Source organism: Paenibacillus sp. 3LSP (assembly GCF_032465655.1).
Classification (GTDB): Bacteria; Bacillota; Bacilli; order Paenibacillales; family Paenibacillaceae; genus Fontibacillus; species Fontibacillus barengoltzii.
Map to the genome: position 1 here is coordinate 1 of NZ_JAWDJI010000076.1, position 26,595 is coordinate 26,595.

Here is a 26,595-nt window from a genome sequence, read left to right on the forward strand (position 1 = left end):
TGGTCGGCTACGAACGCTATGACCGCACGGAACAGGTGGAGTGGCTCAACTCCATCTATGCTCTGCATGATCGGTACTTCAATTGCTGCTTGCCCACTCGCAAGCTGATCGGCAAGGAGCGTCGCGGGGCTCGTGTAAAGAAAACATTCGACACGGCCAAAACACCCGTTGCCCGGTTAATCGAATTGGGCGTGCTACGACCAGAACAAACCCAACGGTTACAGGCGTATCAGACTTCCCAAGATCCGCTTGCATTACACAATCAGTTGGAAGCGCTGCTTTCCCAACCCGTGACGTCTGCCTCCGCTACGCGCCCAGTGGAGGCTATGTAACAGCCTCCACTGGGTAACAAAATTACGTGAGTGAACCATTATCCTTCGGTAACATTTTATATGAGTTGACACGGTCATTACACGAGAAAAAACAAAGCAGGAGAGTTACCTCCCCTGCTTTGTTTACTTGTTAGGCGTTAATCCACGGATTCCGGCGTCCATTCGAGCTATTGGTACGTTGACGATTTTTTTTGCCTGCCGCTCCGTTACTCGATTTACTTTGTTTCTTCGGACTTGGCTGCGCGTCAGGGTTGCCCGAAATTTTCACGTTTTTTTTAGATGAGTTAGGCGTTTTTGATTTTGCCTCTGTTTTCTGGGACTCTCTCTCCTCCGTCTCGTCGCCGGAAGTAGAAGACTCCACCTCCCGATTAAAGTGCCCCTTCATGTTTTCGATCCCGCCTACTTCACCCTTCAAAGGTTCGTTAGCTAGCGGAGCCATGTTATTCGCTCCTGGATAGGCCATCGGATAATAGGATGACGGCATAACCGATGTTGGATAGCCTGGCACAGGTGGACCATAACAAGGCATCATTCCGGGATGATGTCCCCAATCCATCGTTTGTGGATAGAATGGATTGTTATTTGCTTCAGGAGATACGGATTGCGGTGATACTGCCTGAGGCTGCATATTCGGATTCGGATTTGCGTACGGGCTTACCGCTCCCATGTTCGGCATTTGTGAGACTGGCGCATTAGCATTAGATATCCCCGGATACTCCCCTTCCGCTGGTGACAATGCTGTTGGTGCCGGATTGCCATAATACCCAGATACGGGTTCAGCGGCAATGGGATACTGATAAAAAGGCGGATAGGCTTCCTGGGTCGTATACGGGTAAGGAGACATTGTTCCCGAGCAGCCACAAGGGGATGGAGCGTAACCCATGGCCGGAAGTGTATACTGTGGCATAACATGACCTGGATAGGATAAGTTCGGGGATGGGTTCGGGCCATAGGTGTAAGGACTGACTCCTGTCGGTTCGCCCTTCATCGGTTCATAACCATATGGGCTGACCCCTGCCGGCTCGCCCTTCATCGGCTCATAGCCATAAGGACTAACTCCTGTCGACTCACCCTTCATCGGCTCATAGCCATAAGGACTAACTCCTGTCGACTCACCCTTCATCGGCTCATAGCCATAAGGACTAACTCCTTTCGACTCACCCTTCATCGGCTCATAGCCATAAGGATTGACTCCTGTCGGTTCACCCTTCATCGGCTGATAGCCATAAGGGCTGACTCCTGTCGGTTCACCCTTCATCGGTTCATGCCCATAAGGGCTAATTCCCATTGGCTCGCCTTTCATCGGCTCATAGCCATAAGGACTAACCCCTGTGGGTTCTCCCTTCATGGGCACATGGCTATAAGGGCTGACGTTCTGCGGCCCATAATTTGCAGGAGAAATATTCGGTTGGTAAGGATAGGGCTGAATCTGAACAGGTTCATGCTTTTTCGGCTCGTGATGAATCGGTTGGAGTTTCGTGGATTCATATTGGATTTGCTCTACTTCCACTTTGATCTCCATCGGTACGACTTTAGGCGGTTGAACTTGCACCGGTTGTTGCTTTGGCGGTTCCACATTGATCGGTTGTTGTTTCGGTGGTGCCACGTTGATCGGCTGCTGCTTCGGCGGTTCTACGTTGATTGGCTGTTGTTTCGGTGGCTCTGTTTTCGCCGGGGCTTCCTTCGGCTTCTCGGTTTTCACCGGCTCCACCTTCTCCGGCTTTGGTGCTGTCATTTCTGGCTTGACGCCGGTTGGAGCTTTCTTTCCAGAACCGGCGATGGGAGCCGTGTTCTTCTTACCAGTTTGCACAGGAGACATCCCTACGTTCGGCGCAGAAGGGTTGTCGGCACCACCTGATGGATTTCCCATGCCCGTAGGTATGTTGACGATGTCCCCAACCTTCAATTGATTCGGGTCGCTAAGCTGTGGGTTTGCATCAATCAGACTTTGCAAAGGTAATCCCCAAGCTTTGGACAGCTTCCATAACGTGTCCCCCTGCTTGACGACGTGCTTGTAAACATTGCCCGTTTCACCGCCAATCGGTACGGCCACAGCTGGAATCTTTACTTTGTCACCGATGTTCAACTGATTTGGATTGGCGATCTGCGGGTTAGCTTCGATCAGTTTTTCCAGAGGCACGTTATACTTTTTTGAGAGCTCAAACAAAGTATCGCCTTTTTTCACAATATGGATTTTCACGCGATAAAGACCTCCTAGGTTTCTTCTCCGGTACGTGATGATCGCCCGGGGCCCATTTATTACATCCTATGCAGGAGCCCGGTTTTTGACATCCTAGAAAAGAAAAAATCCTATCTTCCTCTTAGACCAAGGAAAATAGGATTCTTGTCGGCCTTGTCAGATTATTACCAAACCTTCAATCCGTCCTTATCAACAATCGCGCGGAATTCTTCCAGCAGCTTCAGCGTAATTGGGCCCGCATGCCCTTCACCGATGATGCGGCCGTCAACTTCGCGTACTGCGATAACTTCGGCAGCTGTCCCCGTCAGGAACACTTCGTCGGCGACATAGACATCATGCAGCGTAAATGGCTGCTCTTGGATGTTGTAGCCTTTTTTGCGGCAAATTTCGATGATTGCTTGGCGGGTAATGCCGTCCAAAGCGCCTAAGTAGCATGGAGGAGTCGTAATAACCCCGTTCTTCACGATAAAAATATTATCGCCCGACCCTTCCGTAACGTACCCTTGCGCGTTCAGCATGATTGCTTCGCCCGCACCGGACAGGTTCGACTGAATTTTCACCAAGATGTTGTTCAAATAGTTCAGCGATTTGATCTTCGGATTCAAAGCGTCTGGGATATTGCGGCGCGTCGATACAGATACGGTCTTCAACCCTGTTTTGTAGGCTTCTTCCGAATAGATCGCCAGCTGCTCTACAATAATGATCACCGAGGCTTTCGGGCAACGGTTTGGATCAAGTCCGAGGTTGCCGGGACCGCGGGAGACAACCAGACGGATATAGCCATTACGCAGATCGTTGCGGCGAAGCGTCTCGACCAGCGCATCTTCCATTTCCTGATACGTCAGCGGAATGTCCAACATAATGGATTTAGCCGAATCGTATAGGCGGTCCAAATGCTCTTTGCATTTAAAGATGTTTCCGTTATAAATGCGGATGCCTTCAAAAATCCCGTCCCCATACAAAAAGCCGTGGTCATATACGGAAACCTTTGCTTGATCTTTTGTTACGAATTGTCCATCTAAATAAATCCATTGTTCTGCCATTATTTTGGCACCTCCGCTTTTTGTTCTCCAAATGACAAGCTGGGATAACTCCCCAGCACACGTACTTGACAGTTGAGCGCTTCGATTTCACCAATCGCTGAACTCAGCAGCACGGAATCAACCGCTTCGAGCACATCCATAATAAAATAGTAACTGCCCAGCCTCTTCTTCGTAGGGCGTGACTCGATGCGCGACAAATTCAGTTTACGCCATGCAAATGCAGACAATACCTGATGCAAGGCGCCCGGAAAATCCTCAGGCAACGTTACCAGCAGACTTGTTTTGCTTTGGGCTGCCGGGTGATTCAGTTCAAGCGGCCGCGGGCCGATCAGAACAAACCGGGTATAGTTATTATCGTGATCCGTCACATGGCGAGCCAGGACATCCAGTCCATGGCGCTTAGCTCCTAGTGCCGTGCCGATTGCCGTCCAGCCTTGTCCCGGATTTTTCTTCACCAGCTCTACCGCTTCTGAAGTGCTGCCGGTATGCTCCAGCTCCGCCTTAGGCATCTGCGAACGAATAAATTGCAAGCACTGCGCCATCGCAACCGGATGAGACAGCACCTTCGTCACTTTGCTGTAATCGATCTCGTCCGATGGATCGGCCGCTTGGAACTCTTCCTTCTTGCCAATCAAATTCTGCACGGAAGGGTATATCCATTCAATCTGCATCGGAATATCCACTTCGTGAATCAGCCAATCCATATGAAGGCTGACGGAGCCTTCAATTGTATTCTCCATCGGAATGACGCTGTAATCACTGTGTCCGCTGGCCGTGGCTAAGAAGACGTCGGATATCTGCTTGAAATGCAGCAGTTCCACAGGCTCATCGCCAAATAGATGCAGCGCCGCTTCATGAGATACCGAGCCTTCCGGCAGCAATGCTATTCGTTTCATCTCCTGACTTCCCCTCATAAGGTGCTTCAACCATTAATCTTAATCGATCACGAAGCTCTCACAAACCGTAGGCTTGAATGTGATCCAGAAAAGAACCTTCACTCTCCATAGTAAGCTCCACAGCCCCCGATGTGCAAGGTTTCAGCCGCATGGTCTGCGCAGAGATGCCTTCCCCGTTCAGCACTTCCGATAAAAACGACTCCAGCTGTTTGTCCGCTCCCTGACGGCAATCCGTCAGACAGAGCAGCGTCGGGCCGGCTCCGCTTAAGGCAGCCCCCAAAGCTCCATGGGCTGTCGCTTCCTCAAGGATCCGGGCCATTCCTGGCACGAGCGCAGCTCGGTACGGCTGATGCAGGCGATCGCGCATGGCAGCCGGGATCAAATCCAGCCGGCCAGCGGCTAACGCCGCAGTCAGCAGGGACGTGCGGCTGACATTGTACACCGCATCCTGCAGGCTGATCTGCTTCGGCAGCGCCTCACGCGCCTTGGAGGTGGACAGCTGGAAATCAGGAATGGCTACGAGCACCTCCAGATCGGCCGGCGGCTCAATACGCAGCACATCCGCATGCGCCCCGTCCCAGACCGCGGTAATAATCCCGCCGTACAGGGAGGCACCCACGTTATCGGGATGCTTCTCCAAGGCCGTAGCCATATCGAACAGCTTAGCCTTGCTCAAAGGCTCGCCAATCAGCAAGTTGGCTGCAAACAGCGCCCCGACGATCGCCGAAGCGCTGCTGCCAAGCCCGCGGGTTAACGGAATATCCGACTTCATCGAGATTTCCAGTTCCGGTAAAGCCACGCCGGCTTCAGCAAACACCGATTGCGCGACTTGATACACCAGATTGCTTTTATCGGTTGGCAATCCCTCCAGGTTCCCCCCATGCAGGGTGATTACCGTGGAGGTTGCCGGTTTCATTTCAATCCAAGCATAGAGGTTAAGTGCCATACCAAGCGTATCAAAGCCGGGCCCCAAATTCGCTGTGCTCGCCGGCACCTTGACCCGGACGCCTTCCCGGCGAATCATGCCCGTGCTCCTTGCAGCTTGGCAATCGCATCCAGTACCGCTTCCTCCGTATCCTGTACGACAAGCGGTTCGCCGCCAATGCTCTTAATCGCGATGTTTGGATCCTTCAAACCATGCCCGGTCAATACGCACACGACAGTCTCGCCGCCTTTGAAATATCCTTCCCGATGCAGTTTATATACGCCGGCGATTGAAGCAGCGGATGCTGGCTCAGCAAAGATACCTTCCTTGGCTGCGATGGTGCGATATGCATCAAGGATTTCGTCGTCCGTAACGTAGTTGATTTGCCCGCCGGATTCCTCCGCAGCGGCGACCGCTGTCTTCCAGCTGGCCGGATTGCCGATCCGAATAGCGGTTGCAATCGTCTCCGGCTCGCGAATAGGCTCGCCTTTCACGATCGCCATCGCGCCTTCGGCCTCGAATCCAACCATCCGCGGCAGGGAAGTTGATTTGCCACGCTCATAATATTCTTTGAAGCCTTTCCAATAGGCCGAAATGTTCCCCGCGTTGCCGACGGGGATCGCAAGGACATCCGGCGCTTTCCCCAGTTGGTCGCACACTTCAAATGCCGCTGTCTTCTGTCCTTCGATACGGTACGGGTTCACCGAATTGACCAGCGTGATCGGATGCTTGGCGGTGATGTCGCGTACGATTTCGAGCGCCCGGTCGAAGTTCCCTTCAATGGCGATCACTTTCGCCCCGTAAATCATTGCCTGTGCCAGCTTCCCAAGGGCAATATTGTTGTTCGGAATCAGCACGATGCAGTCGATGCCCGCCCGAGCCGCATAAGCCGCTGCCGCTGCCGAAGTATTTCCCGTGGATGCACACATGATCGTCGTGCTGCCTTCCTCCACTGCTTTCGCGACGGCCATCACCATGCCGCGGTCCTTGAAGGAACCGGTTGGATTCAGCCCTTCATACTTGAAATACAGGTCCAGGCCCAGCTCCTTCGAAAGGTTCTCCGCGCGAACCAGCGGGGTATTGCCTTCCTGCAGCGTCAGCTTCGGCGTCTTGTCGCTCACCGGCAAATATTCCTTGTACGTTTCCAGCAATCCGAGATATCTCATGCAAAAAGAACTCCTTTATTCTGAATTAATGTTATTATCCCTCTACGCGATACACACTTTTGATCCGATGAATGACGTCCAGCGATTCAAAATGGGCCAACACCTTATCCATGCTTGCTTTGCTCGCATTATGCGTCACGATCATAATTTCAGCGCCTTCCAAGTTCGTATTCGGCGACTGTACGACCGACTCCAAGCTCACCTCGTATTCGGCGAACACCTGGGTGATTTGTGCAAGAACGCCAGCTTTATCGTCAACGTGGAGCAATAGGAAGTTTTTATAGGCGATTTGATCGTCCGTTTTCAGCTTTTTGGGCTTATATGGGACGATGGCCTTCAAGCCGTTCACGCCAAGCTTCAGGTTCTTGACGACAGCGACCAGGTCCGCAACCACGGACGTAGCTGTCGGCATTTCGCCGGCTCCCGCACCGTAGAACATCGTTTCCCCTACAGCTTCCCCATACACATACACCGCATTGTATACGCCGTTGACAGCTGCGATCGGATGCGTCTTCTTCACCATCGTCGGTTGAACCGTAATGCTGAACTCGTCATCCTGCCGTTCCGCGATGCCGAGCAGCTTCATTTCATACCCCAGACGCTTCGCATACAAAATATCTTCCTTCGATACCGAAGTGATGCCTCGAACATGGACATCGTTCAGTTCCACATTGGTGCGGAAACCGAGGGTTGCGAGAATCGCCATTTTACGAGCGGCATCCAATCCCTCCACATCGGAGGTCGGATCGGACTCGGCGTATCCGAGCTGCTGCGCTTCCTTCAGCACATCTTCGTAAGAAGCGCCTTCCTGGCTCATTTTGCTCAAAATATAATTGGTTGTTCCGTTGACGATCCCCATAATTTTCATAATGCGATCCGAGGAAAAGCCTTCAATCAATGTGCGGATGATCGGAATACCGCCGGCCACGCTGGCTTCATAAAAAACGTCGCATTGATGCTCCATCGCCTTGGCCAGAATCTCTGAACCATACAGCGCCATCAGATCCTTGTTTGCGGTCACGATATGCTTGCCGCGCTCGAGCGCCTCCAAAATATAAGCCTTGGTCTGATCCACGCCGCCCATGACTTCCACAATTACGTCAATCTCCGGATCGCGGATGACCGACCAAGGGTCCTCTGTCAGCTTATGGGGCTCCACATGGATGCTGCGCGCTTTGTCTAAGGTCTTAACGGCAATTTTCTCAATGACGATCGGCGAACCCACCTGACTGCTGAGATCCTCCTGATGTCCTTCCAAGATCCGGACCACACCGGTCCCTACCGTGCCAAGTCCGAGCAGTCCTACTTTCACAGGCTTCACAGCCGTCCCCTCCCGTTATCCAATTACGGTTTTTTTCGTCTCATTTCTCCTCTTACCTTGTTAACCTTGACCAACGATCTGTGTTCTCCTTACGCCCGGAATGCTTTGTAACGAATCCAGCATCTCATCCAGCTCCTCAGTTAAGCGCGAGGTTTCCACGGAGATCACGACATTGGCTTTGCCTTGCAGCGGAATGCTCTGATTTATCGTCAATACGTTGCCGCCAGAACCGGCGATCAGCGCAAGCACCTTCGATAAGATCCCAGACCGGTGCTCCAAATCAAAGGAGATGGTCACAATGCTTTCCCGTTCGAATTGATTGAGTTGATGAATGCCGTCTTTATATTTATAAAAAGCGCTGCGACTTAACCCCACTTGAGCAACAGCCTCATGGACTGTTTTGGCGTCGCCGGAGGCTAAGAGCTGCTTTACCTGCAATGTCTTAACTACCGCTTCTGGCAAAATATCCTCACGAACCAAATAGTAATGCTCCTTCACGAACGTCCTCTCCTTAGAGACTTTTGTTTTCATATAGTGGACATTATAACGGATATGACGCAGGGTGGCAATGATTTTTTGTCCTGACCCATAGCAAAAAAAGCACCTAAAAGGTGCTCTTTTCCATCCTCAGTAGTAGCTGCTGCCTTCGACGAACTCAAACTCGAAGTCCCCGATGCGGACCAACGTACCATCCTTGGCCCCCCGCTTGCGAAGCTCATCGTCGACCCCCATATGCCGCAGCGTGCGAGCCAGCTTCAGGATGGCGTCATGCGAATTTAGCTGCATCCGTTTCATCATCCGCTCGATCTTCGCACTTTCCACCACGAAGGTCTCGTTCTCGCGGCGAATCGTGAAGCCTTCGTCTTCCTTCTTGTCCAATTTGTAGATTTTACGTTCCGCCAGTTCGGTAACTTCTTCAATCGCAGGCGCCTCCGGAATTTGCTCCAGCAGCTCCGCCACGCGGTAGAGCAACTCTTGGATCCCCTGACGAGTTAAGGAAGATATCGGCATAATCTCCAAATCCCCGCGCACCTTGGCGACTTCCGCTCGGAATTTCTCCAGGTTCGCTTCAGCTTCAGGCATATCCATCTTATTCGCAGCTACGATCTGCGGGCGCTTCTCCAAATCGGCATTGTATAGCCGCAGCTCGTCGTTAATTTTCTGCCAATCGTCAAAAGGATCCCGTCCTTCCGAACCCGCCATATCAACGACGTGGACGATCAATCGCGTCCGCTCAACGTGCCGCAAAAACTCATGACCCAGACCAACCCCTTCATGGGCCCCTTCGATCAAGCCAGGCAAATCCGCCATCACAAAGCTCCGTCCGTCACCTACATCGACAACCCCCAAATTCGGGGTGATCGTGGTGAAATGGTAGGCGCCGATTTTCGGTTTAGCTGCCGATACAACGGACAACAACGTCGACTTCCCGACGCTTGGGAATCCGACCAGGCCAACATCGGCCATCACCTTCAGCTCAAGCACGACCCAGCGCTCTTCGCCCTCTTCGCCATGCTCAGCCAGTTCAGGCGCCGGGTTGTTTGGCGTAGCGAACCGGATATTGCCTCGGCCTCCACGACCTCCGCGGGCAACGACAACCTCCTGCCCATGGCGCGTCAAATCGGCAATGATCTCTTGGGTATCGTCGTCGATGACAACTGTTCCCGGGGGAACCCGGACGATCATATTCTCCGCATTCGCACCGTGCTGGCTCTTATTCCGCCCCTTCTCTCCGCGCTGCGCCTTAAAGTGCCGTTGATAACGGAAATCCATCAGCGTTCTCAAGCCTTCATCCACGCGGAAGATCACGTCGCCGCCTTTGCCGCCATCGCCGCCGGCCGGGCCGCCTTCGGGCACATATTTCTCCCGGCGAAAAGCCACCAGCCCGTCGCCGCCGTCGCCTCCCTTAACATAAATTTTCGCTTTATCTACAAACATGCGTTCACCTCGTTTATTTTTCCACAAGCCACCCGGAGCCGCAGGGAACCGTCTTCCTCCTCACCACGGTCAGCTTTCACCCGCATTCCTGCCATTCCTTCATCAAGAAGACGAACAAGCACCTCCGGATTCCCCTTCGATCCGACCTGTTCAAACCGAACGATGACTTCGCCGTCCTCACGGTACATCGACATCTTTAATTGAAGCGTCTCTCCCCAAGAGGAACGCCCTTTATACTGGAAGATCCGCACCGTTTCCACGATGGCTTCCGTCAGTTCTTCCGCTTGCTCCGCAGTAAGCAATTGATCCAACTGCAGTTCGTCCTCAATCTCAACGTCCAGATGAACTGAACCATTGACCTCGCGGAACGATTGCAAATAGAAAACTAAGGCCGGAATGCCTAACCTGGAAATTTTACTTTCTACGGCCATTCGTTCTTTTATTCTTTCCACGCAATCCGCGAGTTTATCAATTTTCCGTAGTTGGATATACCCATACAAAATCTGCAGATCGTTCATCCAATCGTGGCGATGATGACCCAGCGTCGCAGAGGCCGTTCGTTGGACCGATTCCAGCAAATGCTTCCGCTCGATCTCGGCTCCTTTCCGAAGATGCCGTACATATAGCCCAAACAACACGAAAAGAGCCCCGCACAGGAGGACCTGTCCGATCGGCGACTTCAGAAAATAAGCAAGTGTTAGGCTAACGACCGCGATCAATCCGATCATTGCCCTCACCATGAACCGATGTTTCATATCTTCCCCGTTCCTCTAACAGATTGGGCGGAATGAGCTTCCCACCCTGGCATCCCTACCCAGTATAACATACCTCAACCAAGTTGGCTTCCGTTATGTATGTAAAAAAGTAAAGCCCTGACACCAACGTGCCAGGGCTCTTGATTCATAGCTCTTAAGCTTCGACTGTAGCCGCTACAGGAGCGGTTTCCACAGGGTAGACGCTCACTTTTTTGCGATCGCGACCCCAACGTTCGAATTTCACAACGCCGTCGATTTTCGCAAACAGCGTATCGTCCGAACCGATGCCTACGTTTGTACCTGGGTGGATTTTCGTACCGCGTTGGCGAACGAGAATGCTTCCGCCCGTTACCACTTGGCCATCAGCACGTTTCACGCCGAGGCGTTTCGCGATGCTGTCGCGTCCGTTCTTTGTGGAACCTACGCCCTTCTTGGAAGCGAACAACTGGAGATCCAATTTCAACATTGTAGTCTACCTCCTTCTTTAAATAATGACGTCCTGTATCTGAATATACTTCCCGTATGATTCTTCGATACTCTTCAGCATAACGACAAGCGAGGCAAGTAACAATTGCGCTTGCGCTCCAGCTTCTTCCGTATCGACCGTATCAGGAAGATCCGCGCTAAGAAAGCCGTTCTTCATCCTGGAGTCCATCACAATGCCCGTCAACGCCTCGATCGAGTTGACCGTTCCCACGGTCACAGCCGACACGCCCGCACAGACGATGTCCTCACCGGCTTTCGCATAGCCGGCATGGCCTTCCACTTTGAAGCCTGCAATATCATTATTCTTCCGGCGTAATATTGAAACGATAATCAAGTTATCGCACCTTCTTACGCTTGGATTTTCTCGATCGTTACTTTCGTGTAAGGTTGACGATGACCTTGTTTCTTGTGGTAGTTCTTCTTCGGCTTGTATTTGTATACGATCACTTTTTGGCCTTTGCCATGCTTCTCGACTTTCGCCGTTACGCTAGCGCCGGATACCAATGGAGTTCCCGTTACCAAACCTTCACCTTTCGATACTGCCAACACACGGTCGAACGTTACGCTTGCACCGTCTTCTGCGTTCAATTTCTCGATGTAAAGCACATCGCCTTCTTGAACACGGTATTGTTTACCGCCGGTTTCGATAATTGCGTACATTTGCTTGCACCTCCTCATGTCTCAGACTCGCCTGATTCAGGTGCCGTTAGACGCTTTGGTCCAGCGAACTTGTTAACCCGATCGGAGCGGTTGCAGCATGTGCACAAGCTAACTCATGACACATACCCTAATATACTATCATGCACCTTGCAAAAAATCAACTGATTACCGTAATCTCTTCCCGCATTCTTTTGCGTGTCATTTCCAGCAGGCCAAGCTTGGTCCATCCTAAAATATGGTGTTGCGTACGGTCGCCGGCCATCGCCTGCTCCAGCCGCTCCCAAACCGCCGATCGATGCTCGTCGCTGCTCATGTCGATAAAATCCACGATGATAATGCCGCCGGTATCCCGCAGCCGAATCAGTCGAGCCATCTCCTGCGCCGCCTCCAGATTGGTGCGGAAGACCGTATCCTCCAGGCTGTCTCCTCCGGTGAACTTACCGGTATTCACGTCGATCACGGTCAACGCCTCCGTCGTGTCCCACACGAGGTAGCCGCCACCCGGCAGCCAAATTTTTCGCTGAAAATCCTTCTCCAACTGCGGTCTCACTTCATAATAATCGAAGATCGGCACTTCGCTTTCGTGCACAATGATGCGCGGCGTCTCTCCCGGCAGCATCGCCTGCAGAAAAGCAAGCGCCTCCTCTGCCTGCTCCGGACAATCCATGATTAGCTCGTCCGTCTCCGGGCTATACACGTCGCGCATCAAACGTTGGATCATGCTCAAATCCTGGTGCAGCACAACCGGTGCTGACGCCTGCTTCGCCTTCTCCTGGATAGCAGCCCATTGCTTACGCAGCTGCGCAAGATCTTCGGCGATCGCCTTGCCGTCCTCTTCCTCGGCGACCGTGCGCAGAATCAATCCTTCCTCCTCACTGCGCAACTCCTCGCCAAGTTGCTTGAGGCGTTGCTTCTCCTCTTCACGTGCGATCTTCTTGGAGACCGCCACATACCCTGCCGTCGGCATGTAGACCAGCCAGCGCCCCGGCAAAGAATAATGCGTCGTCACCCGCGCACCTTTGTTGCCGATCGCTTCTTTCACCACCTGGACAACCAGCTCTTGCCCTGGCTTCAGGAGCTCTGAGATCGACGGTTTTGGCTTCGGCTGCTTCTCCAAATGAGGGTGCAGCACATCGTCGATATAGAGAAACGCATTCTTTTTTTGACCGATATCCACAAAAGCGGCCTGCATCCCCGAAATGACATTCGCCACTTTGCCTTTCACAAAGCTGCCAACCAATCCCCGATGTTGAGAACGCTCCGCCGCATATTCCACCAGTTTGCCGTTTTCGAGAAGCGCAATTTCGGTAGAGCCAGGTCCGCAGTGAACAATCATCCTCTTCATGATCTCACCCTTCATACTTTCGTCATCCATTGATCATGAACTCGCTCATTATCAAGTAACATGCCCGTTCCATTATATCACGTCTGTCGCGCTTCAAGCCCCGGACCCTCCCTGTAAGAAAGAGGAAATCACTCGTTGTTCCGGAACGACCGCCACGATATTCCCCTGTTGGTTCATCACATAGATGAAATGGTATTTTTCTCTCTTAAATAGACGCAAAATATGATCCAAAGGTTTCGTTTTCTCCGCGACGATTGGTTGGGCCAATGTCCCGTTCAGCAGATGTCTGGAAAAGCTGCGATCCCGGTTCACCAGGAAACGGATAAAACGATAGGGAATGTTCCGATAATCCATCAGATTGGAATATAGCAAGAAGAGGCCAATCAGCAGAAGATTCAGCTGCATCCCGCCTAATCCGAGCCATAGCGGTAAGAATGAGTAGGCGACCAGCAAGACGCTGAACAACAGACTGATACGATAAGACCAGAGCAACGTGGCATAATAAGGCATCACCAGGCTGCATAATGCCTGCGAGATTTTCCCGCCATCCAGCGGCAGGATGGGCAGCAGATTAAATAAAGCGATAAGCAAATTACTTTGAATAAAATAGCTCAAAAATGGCCCGTCCCAGATTCCGATAGCATGAAGAAGCAAGGAGGCACTGATCAGCATCAGGTTCTGCAGCGGGCCAGCCAAAGCGATGACGATCTCGCGACCCGCTGTAAGATTCCCGGAATCCTCCATGACCGCTACGCCTCCAAAGGGAAGCATTTGAACGGACAGCACTTTAATGTCGTACATGCGAGCGGCAAACACATGGCCCATCTCATGCACGAACACGATTGTGAACAAGGCAAGCAGCTCCAGAAAGTGGCCGGTCAGTACAGACATCAGCATAATGATGACGAAAAAAGGGTGGAACGAAATCGCGATGCCGCGCCACTTAATCAAACGGAATCACATCCGCCGGGTCGATATACCGGTCATCTTTTTTGATTGCAAAATAAAGCGTCGGCAAAGGCGACTGCGTTCGCGGCGGAAGGCTGCCAAGAACATCGCCCCCTTCCAGCCAGTCCCCTTTTTCCACGGAGATCTGCTCCAAATGTCCATACACCGAGAGGTATCCCCCCGCATGTTGTACCGTCACAGTTTGTCCGGTCTCGGCTTCCCGGGCAACGCGAACCACCCGTCCGGTATCGATGGCTTTGACCTGTAAGCTGCCGGTGTCAGGAATAATTTCAACCCCTTTAAGGCTCAAGGCAAATGGACTGGCAAGGCTTCCTTCAATCGGCAAGGAGAAAGCGGCTGTCGCGCCTACTCTCAGCCCATGATCTTCATTGGTTTTAAAAATGGGAATAAAGGATGGCGCCCCGCCGAAATACCGTTCATACCAGGCTTGGGCCGCTTGGAAATCCATCTCCACGGTCAGCGACTTAGCAATAAATGCGCGGATGGGCGTCGCCCAGGCTGGCTCATAGCGGTTCATGCCCCAGATCGCCGCAAACAGCAACGTACTGATCACTAGGCGAACGAACATCGCGGACCAGAACGTCGGACGTCTTCCTGATCCAGGACCCATGAGCTCGTCGTCACCTTTTCCGCCCCCATAGGCGCCTGCATAAGGATCCTGCCAGCGGCCTTGCCCGCGCTTCCATAACAACTCAGGATCGGGATCGCTGTCGTCCTGACCTGAACTCGCAAGCCGTGGCTTGCTTCTTGGAGGCGCAACTGCTCGTCCAGGAGCAGATCCCCAGCCCGGATCCGTCGGCAACGGCCCTACGGCGTCTTCCATCGTCAGTTGCCGGATCCGCTCCGCTCTCCGCTTTTTGACATTTGACTTCACGTCCATGCTCTTAACCCCCCACTCCGCTCCACAATATCGTGGTTGTCCCATAAGTCATCCGTTCTGCCGCTGCCTGCTCTCTGGCAGGGCCTGTACTTCATACTTATGAGCCACAGGAATGGAATATGAACAAGCTTGGGGTTATCGAATCGCACCTGCGAAATCACCCAGAAGTCGGTAGCCCAGCCCATCAAAAAAACCGGTGCTCCCGGCACCGGTTTATCCTAATCCACCTTATATTTCTCCTGATGCAGCTTAATGCTGAACACCAGTCCGATACATAACATATTGATCAGCAGCGAAGTTCCTCCATAGCTGATGAACGGCAGTGTAATCCCGGTAATCGGCATCAGACCGATCATCATCCCGACGTTCTCGAAAATTTGAAACAGAAACATCGCTACGATCCCCACAATCATGTACGCGCCTCGTTTATCGATACAATGCAGGGCGATTAAGATCATCCTGTAAATGAACAAGAAGTAGAGCAGCAGCAGCACGGAAGCCCCGATGAACCCAAACTCCTCGCCAACGACAACAAAAATCGAGTCCGAATACGGATACGGAACGAATTTCTTATTCTTTAAGTCGCCTTTCATGTAACCGTCGCCGAGCAGTCCCCCGGAGCCGATAGCGATCTTGGCGTAGTTGGATTGGTGCCGATCGTCGCTCGACGCTTGATCCGGGTTGATAAACGTGTTGATCCGCTGGTACCAGTGAAGCTTCCGATGTTTCTCCAAATAGTCTTGAATCTGCGTATTATAGGCGTTAAACAATGTGACAAACAATATCAATCCCGCGACCGCCGCAGCTAAACCGATCAAAACATGGCTGTATCTGGCATTGCCAATCCACAGCATCCCTACTAACACGACGAGATAAATGATCGCATTTCCCAAGTCCGGTTGAATCAACACCAAAAAAAACGGCAGCAGCGTCACCAGCGTGATCGGAATAATATCGCGCCGGAAGTGAAGCGGTTGCCCCATTTTTTTGCCTAATAAATAGCCTGTCGTCAAAATGAGAATAACTTTAACCAATTCGGCCGGCTGAAATTGTAACCCGCCAATCTTGAACCAGCTGCGCGCCCCGTTGATTTCCGGCGCAAACAGGTAGACGAGCACCAGCAGCACGCAGCCTGCCCCGTACACATACCAGCTGTACCGAAGCAACGTACGGTAATCCACCAAAGCCATACCGAACACGACCACGAACCCTAGCAAGTAAAAGATGATCGTCTTCAGATCATTCCCCTGGAATTCCGTCTCATAGGGAGCAATGGCACTGCGCACCAGGAGGGTACTAAACACCATAAACAATGCGAGTATCCCTACCATCAGCCAGTCCACATGTTTAAGTTTAAAAAACAACGGTTATCCACCCATTCCAAAAAACTTCTTAAAGCGCGTAAATACACCCTTCTTCTGATCCAGCAGCATCAGCGGCACCGTGTCGCCCAAGATCCGCCGCGCGATGTTGCGATAGGCGATCGCCGCCGGAGAATCCGGATTCATCACCGTCGGCTCCCCGCTGTTAGCCGCTTTGATGACCTTCTCATCGTCTGGCACAATGCCGATCAGATCGATGTTTAGTACCTGTAAAATGCCTTCAATATCCAACATATCCCCGGATTTCATCATATTGATCTTAATCCGGTTCACCACCAGCTTCGGTGAAGAAATATGCGAGTTCTCCAAGAGCCCGATAATTCGATCCGCATCGCGTACAGCAGCATGCTCCGGTGTCGTGACCACGATCGCCTGGTCCGCCCCGGCAATCGCGTTTTTGAACCCTTGCTCGATTCCGGCCGGGCAGTCGATAATCACGAACTCAAATTCTTTCTTCAGCTCCAGAATAATATCCTTCACCTGGTCTGGCGAAATCGCGTTTTTATCCTTCGTTTGCGCCGCCGGCAGCATATACAGCTCATCGAACCGCTTATCCTTCACCAGCGCTTGATTCAGCCGGCAGCGGCCTTCGGCCACGTCGATCAAATCATAGATGATCCGATTTTCGAGCCCCATGACCACGTCCAAATTCCGCAAACCGATGTCCGTATCCACTAAACATACTTTTTTCCCCAGAAGCGCAAGCGCCGTGCCGATATTGGCTGAGGTTGTCGTTTTGCCTACCCCGCCCTTACCGGACGTAATTACGATAGCTTGTCCCATGATTCACACCCCTTTAAACACGTTAAGGTCCGGTCTCACCCGGGTGATATTGATGATTTTGTCGATCTGCATCTTCCCTTCCCGTAGAAAAGCGAACTCCATGCTTGTCTCCCGGTTCTCCCATTCATCCGGGGGGCGGCTGATCGTTTCCGCGATTCGAAGCTGCGTTGGAGACAAGTACGAAGCTGCAATGATCGAGTTCTCATTGCCCTCAAAGCCTGCATGAGCCATCCCGCGCAGAGCGCCGAGAATCAGAATGTCGCCGGTACAGCGAATCGTCCCCCCGGGATTCACATCGCCAATAAACAGCAGATTGCCCTCATGATGCAGCACCTGACCCGAGCGGACAATCCCCGCAATCGTCGTCAGCGCTCCCGGCGCATCTGCCCGAACAACTTCCGGCATCTCAAAGGAGCGGACAAGCAGATTGCCTTTTTGCTTCAATATATCAAGAATCATTTCCTTTTGATCCTCAGTGACGAGTCTCATCCCCAGCTTCACATCAACATGGATGATCGGCCCGGTTAAAATATGTTGATGGCTAAACTCCAATTTATACTTTAATTCCTCTAGAAGACTCGAAAAATCACATTTGTCGTCCAGCAGGAAAACCAGGCCATCTTTTACGCCTTTAATCGTCACGTGGTTGGATTTTACTGTCATGAGCCTGTCCCTCCCCCCTAATCAATTCGCGCCGAAGCAGAAAAGTTCCTGCTTACGGCAAGCAAAATAAGCGGGAAGTCAAGCGTTCTCCTCGGGAGAGCGTCTGCGGGTAATGATTTCGAGCTGCCGTCGCAGCGGTACGTAGATCGCCAAAGCAAATCCAAACTGCACGAGTACGTTTGGGATAATGTGATTTTTCAACGCCCATGTATACGGCTGGTGAATCAGTTCAAACAGCGTGTATGTCCCGAACAGAATCGAATCCAGCAACAGGCCGCCCAGCAGCACCACGATCATCATCAGCGGCAACGGTGCCCGCTGGTTGCGGGACAAGAGCCCCAGCAGATACCCGGACAACCCCATCGCGAAGGAGTAGGCTCCGATCAATGCTCCGTAAAAAACGATATCGTGCAACATCCCAAACACCAGGCCAAGGATTAACCCGGAATGCCGATTCTCATAAACCGAGAAATAAAGAATAACGACGAAAACCAGATGCGGGGCAATCCGCGTCTGCCATGCCGCAGGGATTAGCCAAGGAACTAAAGTTCCCTCCAGAATAAACAAGAGGAACAGCAGCAGGAACAAAATCAATTTGCGCTTGTTCACTCGCCTTCACCTTCCGGTTCGAACACGATAAACAGTTCCTTCCAGTCAGTAAAGTTCGCAGCCGGTTCCACTGTAGCCGTATACGTCAGCCCATATTCGCCAACCTGAATGTCCTTCACCGTGCCAATCACCATGCCGCGCGGAAATACGCCGCCAATCCCGGAGGAGACGATCGTATCTCCTGTCTTTAGCGGAGTCGCATCTTCAATGCGTGTCATGAGGAACATTCCCTGCTCGCGATCGAACGTTTCGATCATGCCAAAGACGTCGTTCTCCTTCCCTTGCGCCGTCACGGCAATGCCGTTGGAATTCGGGTCCTTGGCATCCATTGAAGTGGCAAGTCGGACCGTGGACGTAAAGTTGCTGACATGACTGATCACGCCAACCAACCCTTTCTCGGAGGTCACGGCCATCCCCTCTTTCACGCCTTCCCGAGCCCCTAAATTAACCACGATCGTGCGATTGACGGGATCGTCATTCACACTGATGACCTGGGCAATTTTCCAGGTGTAATCATAGAGCCTTTTTTGCGCTTCCGTGAAATCGAGCTTATTCTGCAATCGTTCGTTTTCTTGAGCGATCCAGTTATACGTCGCTTTGTCACGTGTATAGTGAGCTAAAGCAATCTTGAGCTGCTCGTTCTCCTCCTGCAGCGCACGCAGGTTCGAAATATCTTCAAAGAAGCCCGCTACATAGCTAGCGGGCTTGTAAAACACGTATTGCACGAAGCCAACCGTGTCCTTGACGAATTTCTCCGGCCAGGACAAGTTGGTTCTTGGCCCCAGCGTAAACCCCATCACCGCAATAAACAAAATAAGTCCCATCAACAAAATAAATAATCTTTTGTTGCCAAGCAGCTTAAACAGTTTTCGCACCCTCCAACCATACATGATTTCTTGGAAAAACGGCATTGGCCGTCCAATTCAGGACGGCGCCGCTTTGATATCAGGGGTGCCTTCTTCCGTGCGAATTATCGCTTGGAACGAAGGGCTGAACTACTTTTTGATTTGAATAAATGGATATTATCCAAAGCCCGGCCCGTACCGATCGCTACACAGTCGAGTGGATTCTCCGCCACAATCACCGGCATGCCGGTTTCGCTGGCCAGCAGTTTATCCAGATTACGCAGCAACGCGCCGCCGCCAGTCAGCACGATCCCCCGGTCCATAATGTCTGCCGCGAGTTCCGGCGGACATTTCTCCAAGGTGACCTTCACCGCGTCTACGATCGCACCAACTGTATCGCTCAGCGCTTCGGAGATCTCATCGGAAGTGATCGTGATCGTCTTCGGCAGTCCTGTCACAAGATCGCGACCGCGAATCTCCATCGTTTCGACCTTCTCCAAGGCAAGTGCGGAGCCGATATCCATCTTCAGCTGCTCGGCCGTTCGCTCCCCGATCATTAAATTATATTGGCGCTTGATGTATTGAATGATAGCCTCATCCATCTCATCACCTGCTACGCGGACGGATTTGCTCGTGACGATCCCGCCCAACGAGATCACCGCAACTTCCGTCGTCCCGCCGCCGATATCCACGACCATGCTGCCGGTTGGTTCCCAAACCGGCAAATCCGCACCAATCGCCGCGGCGAACGGCTCCTCAATCGTATAAGCCTCGCGTGCGCCGGCTTGCTTCGTCGCGTCCTCAACTGCCCGCTGCTCAACGGCTGTGATGCCCGACGGTACGCAAACCATGACGTTCGGGTGGCGCTGGAACAACGAACGCTTCTTCTGCGCTTGACCAATAAAATATTTAATCATCGTTGCCGTTGTATCGAAATCCGCGATCACGCCATCCTTCATCGGACGGATCGCCCGAATGTTGCCGGGGGTTCTGCCGATCATCTTCTTGGCCGATTCTCCGACGGCCACGATGTTTTTCGTGTCGGTATGGATCGCTACCACCGAAGGCTCGCGGACGATAATGCCCTTGCCTCTCGTATATACCAACGTATTTGCCGTCCCTAAATCAATACCCAAGTCTTTTGTAAAGCCACCCAACATGCTGCTTCTTCCTTTCCTTCTGTATCTAACCTATTATATTAGAGGTTGTTCAAAAAGTCATCTTCCGATCACGGTGTTTTATCTTCGATGCAAGCTCGACGGCGAATCTTGAATTCAGCCGGGACTTCCGTTGCTCACGTACCTCTATGTACGCTCCGCTACTCAGTCCCTAGCTTCATCCAACCTTCTGATATCACATTAAGCCCCGCTCTTTCAAACTGACGAACTTGCCGTCCCCGATGACGATGTGATCGAGCACATCGATGCCGATAATTTCCCCCGCCTCACAAAGCCTCCGCGTCATCCGGATATCCTCCGGGCTTGGAGTAGGATCCCCGCTGGGATGATTGTGGGCACAAACGACAGAAGCGCTGCTGCATTTGATCGCAGCCCGAAACACCTCACGCGGATGCACAATCGATGCGTTCAAGCTTCCGATCGAAAGCGTCTCTTGAGCAATAACATGATTTTTTGTATTCAAAAAAAGACATACAAAATGCTCTTTCTGCAAATAGCGCATTTGCTCCATTAATAGCTCGGCCGCATCGTGCGGACTGCGGATGACTGCTTGATCCGGCAGCCGCGATTTGGCCAGTCGCTGCCCCAACTCAATCCCTGCCTTCAGCTGGACCGCTTTCGCAGGTCCGATGCCTTTCAGGCTCGTCATCTCTTCCAGGCTGACATCAACCAGCCCGCGCAGCCCGCCTAATTCGGCGAGCAATCGCTGGGCCATATGAACTGCCGATTCCTGGCGTGTTCCTGTGCGGAGCAGGATCGCCAGCAATTCCGCATGGCTGAGCGCCCCCGCTCCGTATTTGATCATTCGTTCCCTTGGCCGCTCCTCAGAAGGAAGATCACGCAGCATATAGGGAGTTTGTGCTTGCTCCATCGCTATCCCTCGCTTCCGAAATAGTATCAGGCCGCTCCCGGTTATTCCGAGTCCGCCCGTCCTTGGTTTCGGAAGGATATGCTTTATCACTTCCCGATGACCTGCCAAACGCGGCAAGCTCAGTCCCCTGCTTACAGTACCTGAATGTCGAAATCCTTCAACATGTCCACAAGCAGCGAAACCGGCAAGCCCACAACATTAAAATAACATCCTTCAATTCCAGTAACGATCGTAGCGCCAAGGCCTTGAATCGCATACGCTCCAGCCTTGTCCAATCCTTCCCCGCTACGAGCATAGGCTTGAATTTCCGCTTCGGTTAAAGCCTTCATCCTTACGGTCGTCGCTCGGTAATCCACGTGGCGTCGCCCCGTTAAGGCGTCTATGCAGGCTACGCCGGTATACACCACATGCGCGCGTCCCTGCAGGCTTCGCAGCATATCCGCTGCCTCTTGGGTGTCCTTCGGTTTACCCAATACTTCGCGGTCTCGGACCACGATCGTATCGCTTCCAACGATCACTGCATTACGGTCTGCCGAAGAATCAAGCTCCCGGTAAACGGCTTCCGCTTTGCGCCCGGCAAGCTCCATCACGATTTGCTCCGGCGATAACGATGCTTCGAAGGATTCCTCGGCATGGCTCGGAACCACTTCGAAAGGAATCGCTAGAGACGCGACTAATTCACGCCTGCGAGGTGAAGTGGAAGCAAGAATAATCCGGCGCAAATTTGCGGTATCCATTATGGAACTCTCCTTTGTAGAAAACGAATTGATGTCCTGAATGGTTACATGCATAAGTTGGTAAAAAATAGATAAGAATCGACAGCGGTTTGCTGTCATCCCCGCCATTTTTTGACACTAACCTATTATAAGATTATTATGGCCCCAGGCGCAAACACAAAAAGGACAGGGGAAACTATTTCCAGCCCCTGTCCTTGGTCCTATTTTTCTACTGCATATTTATGCTCCGGCGTGAACGAGGGATTGCTCGGCCATAATGAAGCGCATCATCTCATTTTGCACTTCCCAGAGCAGCGTTTTCGCCCTGTTTTTCTGATATTCGCTCATGGCCTCGACCGCCCCGTTGATCGCTTTCTCCATTTCCCCGGCTAGGGCGGCTCCCTCCGCGGACCATTTGCCGCGGATCGCCGAAGCCCTTTCTGTCCAAGCTTGGTGCTTGGCACCCAATTGTTCCAATTCCGGATGCTGCTGCGGTTGCGGGTCCGCTTCGGTTAATAGCGCAGCGGATGAAGTGCTAAGCAGATCAACCAGCTCTGCACTTTGCGCCATAAACCCTTCCAAAGCTTCACGTTCGCCGGCAAAAGGAACATTGGCCACTGCTGGTAACGAAATCTCGTGCAAAATCAGCTCCACGCCTGCCGCCTTGAGTTGGCCGGTCAGCAGTTTCGACTGCTCACGATCCGTGGAAACCCCGGCATATACCCGCTTCTCGTCGACCGTATCCCGCGCCGCTGCAATGCCGGACGCCTGCAGCTCTTCTTGTGCCAGCTGTACACCCTGGGCTGTGCTAAACACGCCATATTGCAAAAAGTAGTAGGTCTGTTCCGGCAATGCGACACTAATGAGCGGAGCGTTGTCCTCTTTGGCGGGGTCCTCTCCTTCAATCTCCCCCATGGCCGGCTGGCTTGCGGTGTCTCCCTTTTCCTCCTGCTGCGTCGTGTTCGTATTGATTCCCGGAAGAGGGAGCTCGACCTCCTGATTAAATAAAGATAGCACGACATACCCAAACAGTGCGCCCGTAACAATCGCTCCGGTCAAAGAGCCGGCCACCTTCCACCAGGAGGTTCGGTGTGGACGGGTATAGATAGGAGGGGCATCTTCCTGCCACTCTGTTTGCCAAGGATCATTGCCGTAAATCTCTTCCCACGCCTTATCAGCCGCAGATGCAGTAGAGTAAACAGACATATCCGCCTTCTCCATTGCCCAATCATCCCGATCGGTTACCGTCGGATCTTGGCGTCGTCTCTGGTCTTGACCGCCCGGGAAAACAGTGAGCCCCATCCCGGTATGGTCTGTGAAGGGATCTCCCCATTCCTCCACCGTTTCTACCGCGCGATATTGGGGTGTCGTCCTCCGCATTGGCTCCTCCGCAATCTCCCGTTCTGGCCGGATTTCCCGGCCATCCCTGTCAAACCGGAATGTCATTTTGGCTTTGTTCACGGTCCGCACGCTCCTTGTCCATTCTTCTACCCTATCCATATGAGAGCGATCCAACGGTTATGCCAAGCCTGTACAAGGGTGAAGCTTCTATTTGGTCAGGAACGAAAAAACGGTCTTTACCGGGAACCTCATCCCGGTAAAGACCGTTCATATTAAGTGTCAAGCTGGGGATTTAGTTAGACAACCCTTTGGCCAGCTCGTAACCCACTTTGTAAATGTCGCCTGCTCCCATCGTCAGCACGAGATCTCCAGGCTTCAGCCGGTGCTGTAAATCGGCAATCACGTCCTGCTTCGTTGGCAAGTAACGGGCGCCGGCATTGCTGTTCTGCTTAATCAATTCAACCAGCTTGGAGGAGCTTACACCTTCGATCGCTTTCTCTCCGGCCGGTGAATAAATGTCGGTGATGATCACCTCATCCGCATCTCCAAACGCCCGGCTAAACGCATCCAACAAGAAAAAGGTCCGCGTATACCGCTGCGGTTGGAAGACGGCGATAATTCGCTTGCCGGTTGCCTTGGCCGCTGCGATCGTCGCTTGGATTTCCGTTGGATGGTGTGCATAATCGTCGATAATCAGAATTCCGTTCTTCTCTCCAAGCACCTGGAAACGGCGTTTCGCGCCATGGAAGTGGCGCAACGCTTTGACAACTTCATCAAACGGAATGCCGGCCTCCATGCATACGATCACGGTAGCCATCGCATTGTAAACATTATGCCGACCAGGCACAGACAATTCCACTGTTCCGAGCTCCCGGTCATCTTGATACATTTTAAAGGTAACACAGCGATCTCCAAGCTCGATCTCCCGGGCCGTATAGTCGCAGTTGGTTTCGATGCCGTACGTAATCGTCGGACTTTGTACCCGAGGAAGCAATTCACGTACGTTTGGGTCGTCTCCGCATACGACCGCCTTGCCGTCCGGTTTGATCTGATTCAGAAACTGCACGTAGGCTTCCTTCAAGCGATTGAAGTCACCGCCGTAGTTTTCCAAATGGTCGGCCTCGATGTTGGTCACGACGCCAAGTGATGGATAATACTGCAGGAAGGAGCCGTCGCTTTCGTCAGCTTCCGCAACCACGCATTTTCCTTGTCCGGCTTTGGCATTTGTGCCCATGTCCACAATTTCCCCGCCGATAATGTAGGTAGGATCGGTACCGCAAAGCTCCATCGCCAGCGCGATCATCGACGAGGTTGTCGTTTTGCCATGAGCTCCGGCAACAGCAACACCGTTACGCTCATTCAAAAGGCGGGCCAGCATCTGAGAGCGATGCAGCACCGGTATGCCTTGCTCTTGCGCTTCCAAACGCTCCACATTATCCTGCGGCAGCGCGGTAGAGTAAACGACCAAATCCGCCCCATGCACGTGTTCGGCGGTATGGCCGATATAGATTTTCGCTCCCTTCGCGGCGAGCTTCTCCGTCAACTCTTGGGAGGCAACGTCCGATCCCGTGACGGTATACCCCATTTCCAGCATCACGCGGGCAATGGCGCTCATGCCATATCCGCCGATACCGATAAAATGTACGTGTTGTTCGGTCGTATTTAACAAAATGGTCACCAGCCTTTTTCAGAATCGGTTTGATGCAAAAGGGCCGCCCGCACGTCCGAGATCAGATACAACGTGCCGGTGACTACCCCAAGATCCTCCCGTTCCGTCCGTGACTCCAAAAGCGAAAGGGCTTTTCTCCAGTCACGTTCCACGATGATTTCCAAATCCGCTTTCGCTTCTGTCCCCTGTAGTTCGGCCACGAGTTCATACAACGCATCGGCGTCCATTTTCCGGCGAAAATCGGGCTCGGTCAGAATTAGCGTATCCACTATTGGTAATATATGCTTCAAGTAGCCCTGATGATGCTTGTTGGCCAGCATCCCCATCATCAAATGCAGCTTACGGTATTGGAACGCTTCAGGCAGGCTTTTCGCCAGCGAAGCAGCCCCCTCCGGATTATGTGCTCCGTCCAATACAAGGCGAGGTTCCTCCCGCACCACTTCCAGCCGTCCAGCCCAGAAAGCGGTACGGAAACCGTCCTGCACCTGTTCATCCTCGAGGATAAAAGCCATATACTGCCGCAACACTTCCAGCACCATCATGACGCCGGCGGCGTTCTTGCATTGATGCTCCCCAAGCATGCGAATTGTAAAATCCATCTCCCGGAATGGACCTTGAAAATGCAACTGCTGCTCCTTGGCATCCACGGCCACCCGCTCGTACCGGAACTGTTCCCCCATCAGATACAGGGTAGCATGTTTGGCTGCCGCCGTTTCCTTCAGTACGGCAACGGCCTCCGGTTGTTCGGCACAGCTGACTACGGGCACTCCCGCCTTGATAATGCCAGCCTTCTCACGGGCGATTTGCTCGATGGTATCGCCAAGGACGTCCATGTGATCCATGCCGATGTTCGTAATCAAAGAGACGATCGGCGTCACAATATTGGTCACATCCATCCTTCCCCCAAGCCCGGTCTCCCATACTACCACATCGGGATAACACACTTCCGCAAAATATAAAATCGCGATCGCTGTGCTCACCTCGAACATGGTTGGGGATCCGAGTTCAGTCTCGGAAATTTCAGCCACCAATGGAGCAATCCGGTTCGCCAGATCGAGCAGCACCGTCTCAGGGATATCTTCCTCATTATATTGGAAACGATTTGTGAACTTAGTGATATAAGGGGACGTAAAAGTCCCCACTTGATAACCGCATTCCCGGAGTGTCCGGGTCAGGAAAGCGCAGGAGGAGCCTTTACCGTTCGTCCCCGCCACATGGATAAATTTCAGCCTCCGTTCGGGATGGCCTAACTTTTCCATCATGAGCTCGATCCGTTCCAAGCCGGGACGGATGCCAAACGGCAACAGCCCGTTGATCCAATCAACCGCTTCAGCGTAGCTCTTGAGCGGCCGTGCTTCTTCCTCTGTACGATCCCCCATGTCAGTCACCTTCATTTAATATTAGTGTAGTTCAAAAAGTCATCTTCGGATCACGATGTAGTTCAATGAAGCAGAGTCGGCGTCGAATCTTGGATTCAGCCGGGACTTCCGTTGCTCACGTAGATCTGTCTACGCTCCGCTACTCAGTCCCTAGCTTCATCCAACCTTCTCGGTGCTCCAAACCTAACTTTTTCAACCTTTATTGAACAGTAGTTCAAAAAGTCATCTTCGGATCACGAAGTA

General features: G+C 52.4%; 26 protein-coding genes, 1 pseudogene and 1 other annotated feature. Of the genes and pseudogenes, 1 reads left to right on the top strand and 26 read right to left on the bottom strand.

Features of this window, described 5'->3' with window-relative positions; translation table 11 throughout:
- Nucleotides 1-332, top strand: a pseudogene (locus RW092_RS05850) (DDE-type integrase/transposase/recombinase); the annotation flags it as partial.
- A gap of 130 nt (nucleotides 333-462) precedes the next feature.
- Here RW092_RS05850 and RW092_RS05855 read toward each other — a convergent pair.
- From RW092_RS05855 to RW092_RS05980, 26 genes are all read right to left on the bottom strand, one after another.
- Nucleotides 463-2,532, bottom strand: a complete 2,070-nt coding sequence (locus tag RW092_RS05855) for a LysM peptidoglycan-binding domain-containing protein (RefSeq protein ID WP_316009760.1) — start codon at nucleotides 2,530-2,532, stop codon at nucleotides 463-465.
- A gap of 164 nt (nucleotides 2,533-2,696) precedes the next feature.
- Nucleotides 2,697-3,575: a branched-chain-amino-acid transaminase gene (gene ilvE / locus RW092_RS05860; protein ID WP_009225188.1), complete on the bottom strand. Its 879-nt coding sequence runs from the start codon at nucleotides 3,573-3,575 to the stop codon at nucleotides 2,697-2,699.
- Nucleotides 3,575-4,471 carry a prephenate dehydratase gene (gene pheA / locus RW092_RS05865; RefSeq protein ID WP_028539275.1) on the bottom strand — a complete coding sequence of 299 codons (897 nt, stop codon included), beginning with the start codon at nucleotides 4,469-4,471 and terminating at the stop codon, nucleotides 3,575-3,577. Before pheA ends, ilvE begins: the two co-directional genes overlap by 1 nt.
- 58 nt (nucleotides 4,472-4,529) lie before the next feature.
- Nucleotides 4,530-5,495: a homoserine kinase gene (thrB, locus tag RW092_RS05870; protein ID WP_316009761.1), complete on the bottom strand. Its 966-nt coding sequence runs from the start codon at nucleotides 5,493-5,495 to the stop codon at nucleotides 4,530-4,532.
- The gene (gene thrC / locus RW092_RS05875) at nucleotides 5,492-6,562 is read right to left on the bottom strand and encodes a threonine synthase (protein WP_085279366.1); all 1,071 of its coding nucleotides are present in this window, start codon (nucleotides 6,560-6,562) and stop codon (nucleotides 5,492-5,494) included. Before thrC ends, thrB begins: the two co-directional genes overlap by 4 nt.
- A gap of 34 nt (nucleotides 6,563-6,596) precedes the next feature.
- Nucleotides 6,597-7,883 carry a homoserine dehydrogenase gene (locus tag RW092_RS05880; protein WP_016311134.1) on the bottom strand — a complete coding sequence of 429 codons (1,287 nt, stop codon included), beginning with the start codon at nucleotides 7,881-7,883 and terminating at the stop codon, nucleotides 6,597-6,599.
- A 60-nt stretch (nucleotides 7,884-7,943) separates the two neighbouring features.
- Nucleotides 7,944-8,381 (bottom strand): ACT domain-containing protein, encoded by a 438-nt coding sequence (locus RW092_RS05885; RefSeq protein WP_016311133.1) that lies wholly within the window; start codon nucleotides 8,379-8,381, stop codon nucleotides 7,944-7,946.
- A gap of 129 nt (nucleotides 8,382-8,510) precedes the next feature.
- Nucleotides 8,511-9,821: a GTPase ObgE gene (obgE, locus tag RW092_RS05890; protein ID WP_016311132.1), complete on the bottom strand. Its 1,311-nt coding sequence runs from the start codon at nucleotides 9,819-9,821 to the stop codon at nucleotides 8,511-8,513.
- Nucleotides 9,812-10,576 carry a Spo0B domain-containing protein gene (locus tag RW092_RS05895; protein WP_016311131.1) on the bottom strand — a complete coding sequence of 255 codons (765 nt, stop codon included), beginning with the start codon at nucleotides 10,574-10,576 and terminating at the stop codon, nucleotides 9,812-9,814. The genes obgE and RW092_RS05895 overlap by 10 nt, the downstream gene beginning before the upstream one ends.
- Nucleotides 10,577-10,730: 154 nt before the next feature.
- Entirely contained in the window at nucleotides 10,731-11,042 is a 312-nt protein-coding gene (gene rpmA / locus RW092_RS05900; protein ID WP_016311130.1) for a 50S ribosomal protein L27, read from the bottom strand.
- Nucleotides 11,043-11,060: 18 nt separating this feature from the next.
- Nucleotides 11,061-11,396, bottom strand: a complete 336-nt coding sequence (locus tag RW092_RS05905) for a ribosomal-processing cysteine protease Prp (RefSeq protein WP_016311129.1) — start codon at nucleotides 11,394-11,396, stop codon at nucleotides 11,061-11,063.
- Between the two features lie 14 nt (nucleotides 11,397-11,410).
- Nucleotides 11,411-11,722: a 50S ribosomal protein L21 gene (rplU, locus tag RW092_RS05910; RefSeq protein WP_009225178.1), complete on the bottom strand. Its 312-nt coding sequence runs from the start codon at nucleotides 11,720-11,722 to the stop codon at nucleotides 11,411-11,413.
- 13 nt (nucleotides 11,723-11,735) lie between these two features.
- Nucleotides 11,736-11,824 (bottom strand) — a sequence feature (ribosomal protein L21 leader region).
- Nucleotides 11,825-11,879: 55 nt separating this feature from the next.
- Entirely contained in the window at nucleotides 11,880-13,067 is a 1,188-nt protein-coding gene (locus RW092_RS05915) for an Rne/Rng family ribonuclease (RefSeq protein WP_316009762.1), read from the bottom strand.
- A gap of 93 nt (nucleotides 13,068-13,160) precedes the next feature.
- Entirely contained in the window at nucleotides 13,161-14,018 is an 858-nt protein-coding gene (locus RW092_RS05920; protein ID WP_316009763.1) for a M50 family metallopeptidase, read from the bottom strand.
- Complete coding sequence (locus tag RW092_RS05925; RefSeq protein WP_316009764.1) at nucleotides 14,011-14,916, bottom strand: peptidoglycan DD-metalloendopeptidase family protein; 906 nt, start codon at nucleotides 14,914-14,916, stop codon at nucleotides 14,011-14,013. The genes RW092_RS05920 and RW092_RS05925 overlap by 8 nt, the downstream gene beginning before the upstream one ends.
- 218 nt (nucleotides 14,917-15,134) lie before the next feature.
- Entirely contained in the window at nucleotides 15,135-16,280 is a 1,146-nt protein-coding gene (locus RW092_RS05930) for an FtsW/RodA/SpoVE family cell cycle protein (RefSeq protein ID WP_016311124.1), read from the bottom strand.
- A 3-nt stretch (nucleotides 16,281-16,283) separates the two neighbouring features.
- Entirely contained in the window at nucleotides 16,284-17,081 is a 798-nt protein-coding gene (minD, locus tag RW092_RS05935; RefSeq protein ID WP_016311123.1) for a septum site-determining protein MinD, read from the bottom strand.
- 3 nt (nucleotides 17,082-17,084) lie between these two features.
- Entirely contained in the window at nucleotides 17,085-17,744 is a 660-nt protein-coding gene (gene minC / locus RW092_RS05940) for a septum site-determining protein MinC (RefSeq protein ID WP_016311122.1), read from the bottom strand.
- Nucleotides 17,745-17,822: 78 nt separating this feature from the next.
- Nucleotides 17,823-18,353 (bottom strand): rod shape-determining protein MreD, encoded by a 531-nt coding sequence (mreD, locus tag RW092_RS05945; RefSeq protein WP_016311121.1) that lies wholly within the window; start codon nucleotides 18,351-18,353, stop codon nucleotides 17,823-17,825.
- Nucleotides 18,350-19,228, bottom strand: a complete 879-nt coding sequence (gene mreC / locus RW092_RS05950) for a rod shape-determining protein MreC (protein ID WP_028539267.1) — start codon at nucleotides 19,226-19,228, stop codon at nucleotides 18,350-18,352. Before mreC ends, mreD begins: the two co-directional genes overlap by 4 nt.
- A 95-nt stretch (nucleotides 19,229-19,323) precedes the next feature.
- A complete protein-coding gene (locus RW092_RS05955) occupies nucleotides 19,324-20,358 on the bottom strand; it encodes a rod shape-determining protein (RefSeq protein WP_016311119.1) in 1,035 nt (344 codons plus the stop codon).
- 193 nt (nucleotides 20,359-20,551) lie between these two features.
- Nucleotides 20,552-21,247 carry a RadC family protein gene (radC, locus tag RW092_RS05960; RefSeq protein ID WP_316009765.1) on the bottom strand — a complete coding sequence of 232 codons (696 nt, stop codon included), beginning with the start codon at nucleotides 21,245-21,247 and terminating at the stop codon, nucleotides 20,552-20,554.
- Between the two features lie 131 nt (nucleotides 21,248-21,378).
- Nucleotides 21,379-21,984 (bottom strand): Maf family protein, encoded by a 606-nt coding sequence (locus tag RW092_RS05965; RefSeq protein ID WP_316009766.1) that lies wholly within the window; start codon nucleotides 21,982-21,984, stop codon nucleotides 21,379-21,381.
- 219 nt (nucleotides 21,985-22,203) lie between these two features.
- The gene (locus tag RW092_RS05970; protein WP_232228346.1) at nucleotides 22,204-23,424 is read right to left on the bottom strand and encodes an SPOR domain-containing protein; all 1,221 of its coding nucleotides are present in this window, start codon (nucleotides 23,422-23,424) and stop codon (nucleotides 22,204-22,206) included.
- 172 nt (nucleotides 23,425-23,596) lie between these two features.
- On the bottom strand, nucleotides 23,597-24,919 hold the full coding sequence (gene murC / locus RW092_RS05975) for a UDP-N-acetylmuramate--L-alanine ligase (RefSeq protein WP_316009777.1): 1,323 nt from the start codon (nucleotides 24,917-24,919) through the stop codon (nucleotides 23,597-23,599).
- Between the two features lie 59 nt (nucleotides 24,920-24,978).
- Entirely contained in the window at nucleotides 24,979-26,367 is a 1,389-nt protein-coding gene (locus RW092_RS05980; protein ID WP_316009767.1) for a bifunctional folylpolyglutamate synthase/dihydrofolate synthase, read from the bottom strand.
- Between the last annotated feature and the right edge of the window lie 228 nt (nucleotides 26,368-26,595).

Bases quoted from the DNA above. Each gene is read 5' to 3' on its own strand.
- ilvE (WP_009225188.1), bottom strand. From the start codon at position 3,575: ATGGCAGAACAATGGATTTATTTAGATGGACAATTCGTAACAAAAGAT.
- pheA (WP_028539275.1), bottom strand. From the start codon at position 4,471: ATGAAACGAATAGCATTGCTGCCGGAAGGCTCGGTATCTCATGAAGCG.
- thrB (WP_316009761.1), bottom strand. From the start codon at position 5,495: ATGATTCGCCGGGAAGGCGTCCGGGTCAAGGTGCCGGCGAGCACAGCG.
- thrC (WP_085279366.1), bottom strand. From the start codon at position 6,562: ATGAGATATCTCGGATTGCTGGAAACGTACAAGGAATATTTGCCGGTG.
- obgE (WP_016311132.1), bottom strand. From the start codon at position 9,821: ATGTTTGTAGATAAAGCGAAAATTTATGTTAAGGGAGGCGACGGCGGC.
- RW092_RS05895 (WP_016311131.1), bottom strand. From the start codon at position 10,576: ATGAAACATCGGTTCATGGTGAGGGCAATGATCGGATTGATCGCGGTC.
- rpmA (WP_016311130.1), bottom strand. From the start codon at position 11,042: ATGTTGAAATTGGATCTCCAGTTGTTCGCTTCCAAGAAGGGCGTAGGT.
- rplU (WP_009225178.1), bottom strand. From the start codon at position 11,722: ATGTACGCAATTATCGAAACCGGCGGTAAACAATACCGTGTTCAAGAA.
- RW092_RS05915 (WP_316009762.1), bottom strand. From the start codon at position 13,067: ATGAAGAGGATGATTGTTCACTGCGGACCTGGCTCTACCGAAATTGCG.
- RW092_RS05925 (WP_316009764.1), bottom strand. From the start codon at position 14,916: ATGGACGTGAAGTCAAATGTCAAAAAGCGGAGAGCGGAGCGGATCCGG.
- minD (WP_016311123.1), bottom strand. From the start codon at position 17,081: ATGGGACAAGCTATCGTAATTACGTCCGGTAAGGGCGGGGTAGGCAAA.
- minC (WP_016311122.1), bottom strand. From the start codon at position 17,744: ATGACAGTAAAATCCAACCACGTGACGATTAAAGGCGTAAAAGATGGC.
- RW092_RS05955 (WP_016311119.1), bottom strand. From the start codon at position 20,358: ATGTTGGGTGGCTTTACAAAAGACTTGGGTATTGATTTAGGGACGGCA.
- radC (WP_316009765.1), bottom strand. From the start codon at position 21,247: ATGGAGCAAGCACAAACTCCCTATATGCTGCGTGATCTTCCTTCTGAG.
- RW092_RS05965 (WP_316009766.1), bottom strand. From the start codon at position 21,984: ATGGATACCGCAAATTTGCGCCGGATTATTCTTGCTTCCACTTCACCT.
- murC (WP_316009777.1), bottom strand. From the start codon at position 24,919: ATGAGCGCCATTGCCCGCGTGATGCTGGAAATGGGGTATACCGTCACG.
- RW092_RS05980 (WP_316009767.1), bottom strand. From the start codon at position 26,367: ATGAAGGTGACTGACATGGGGGATCGTACAGAGGAAGAAGCACGGCCG.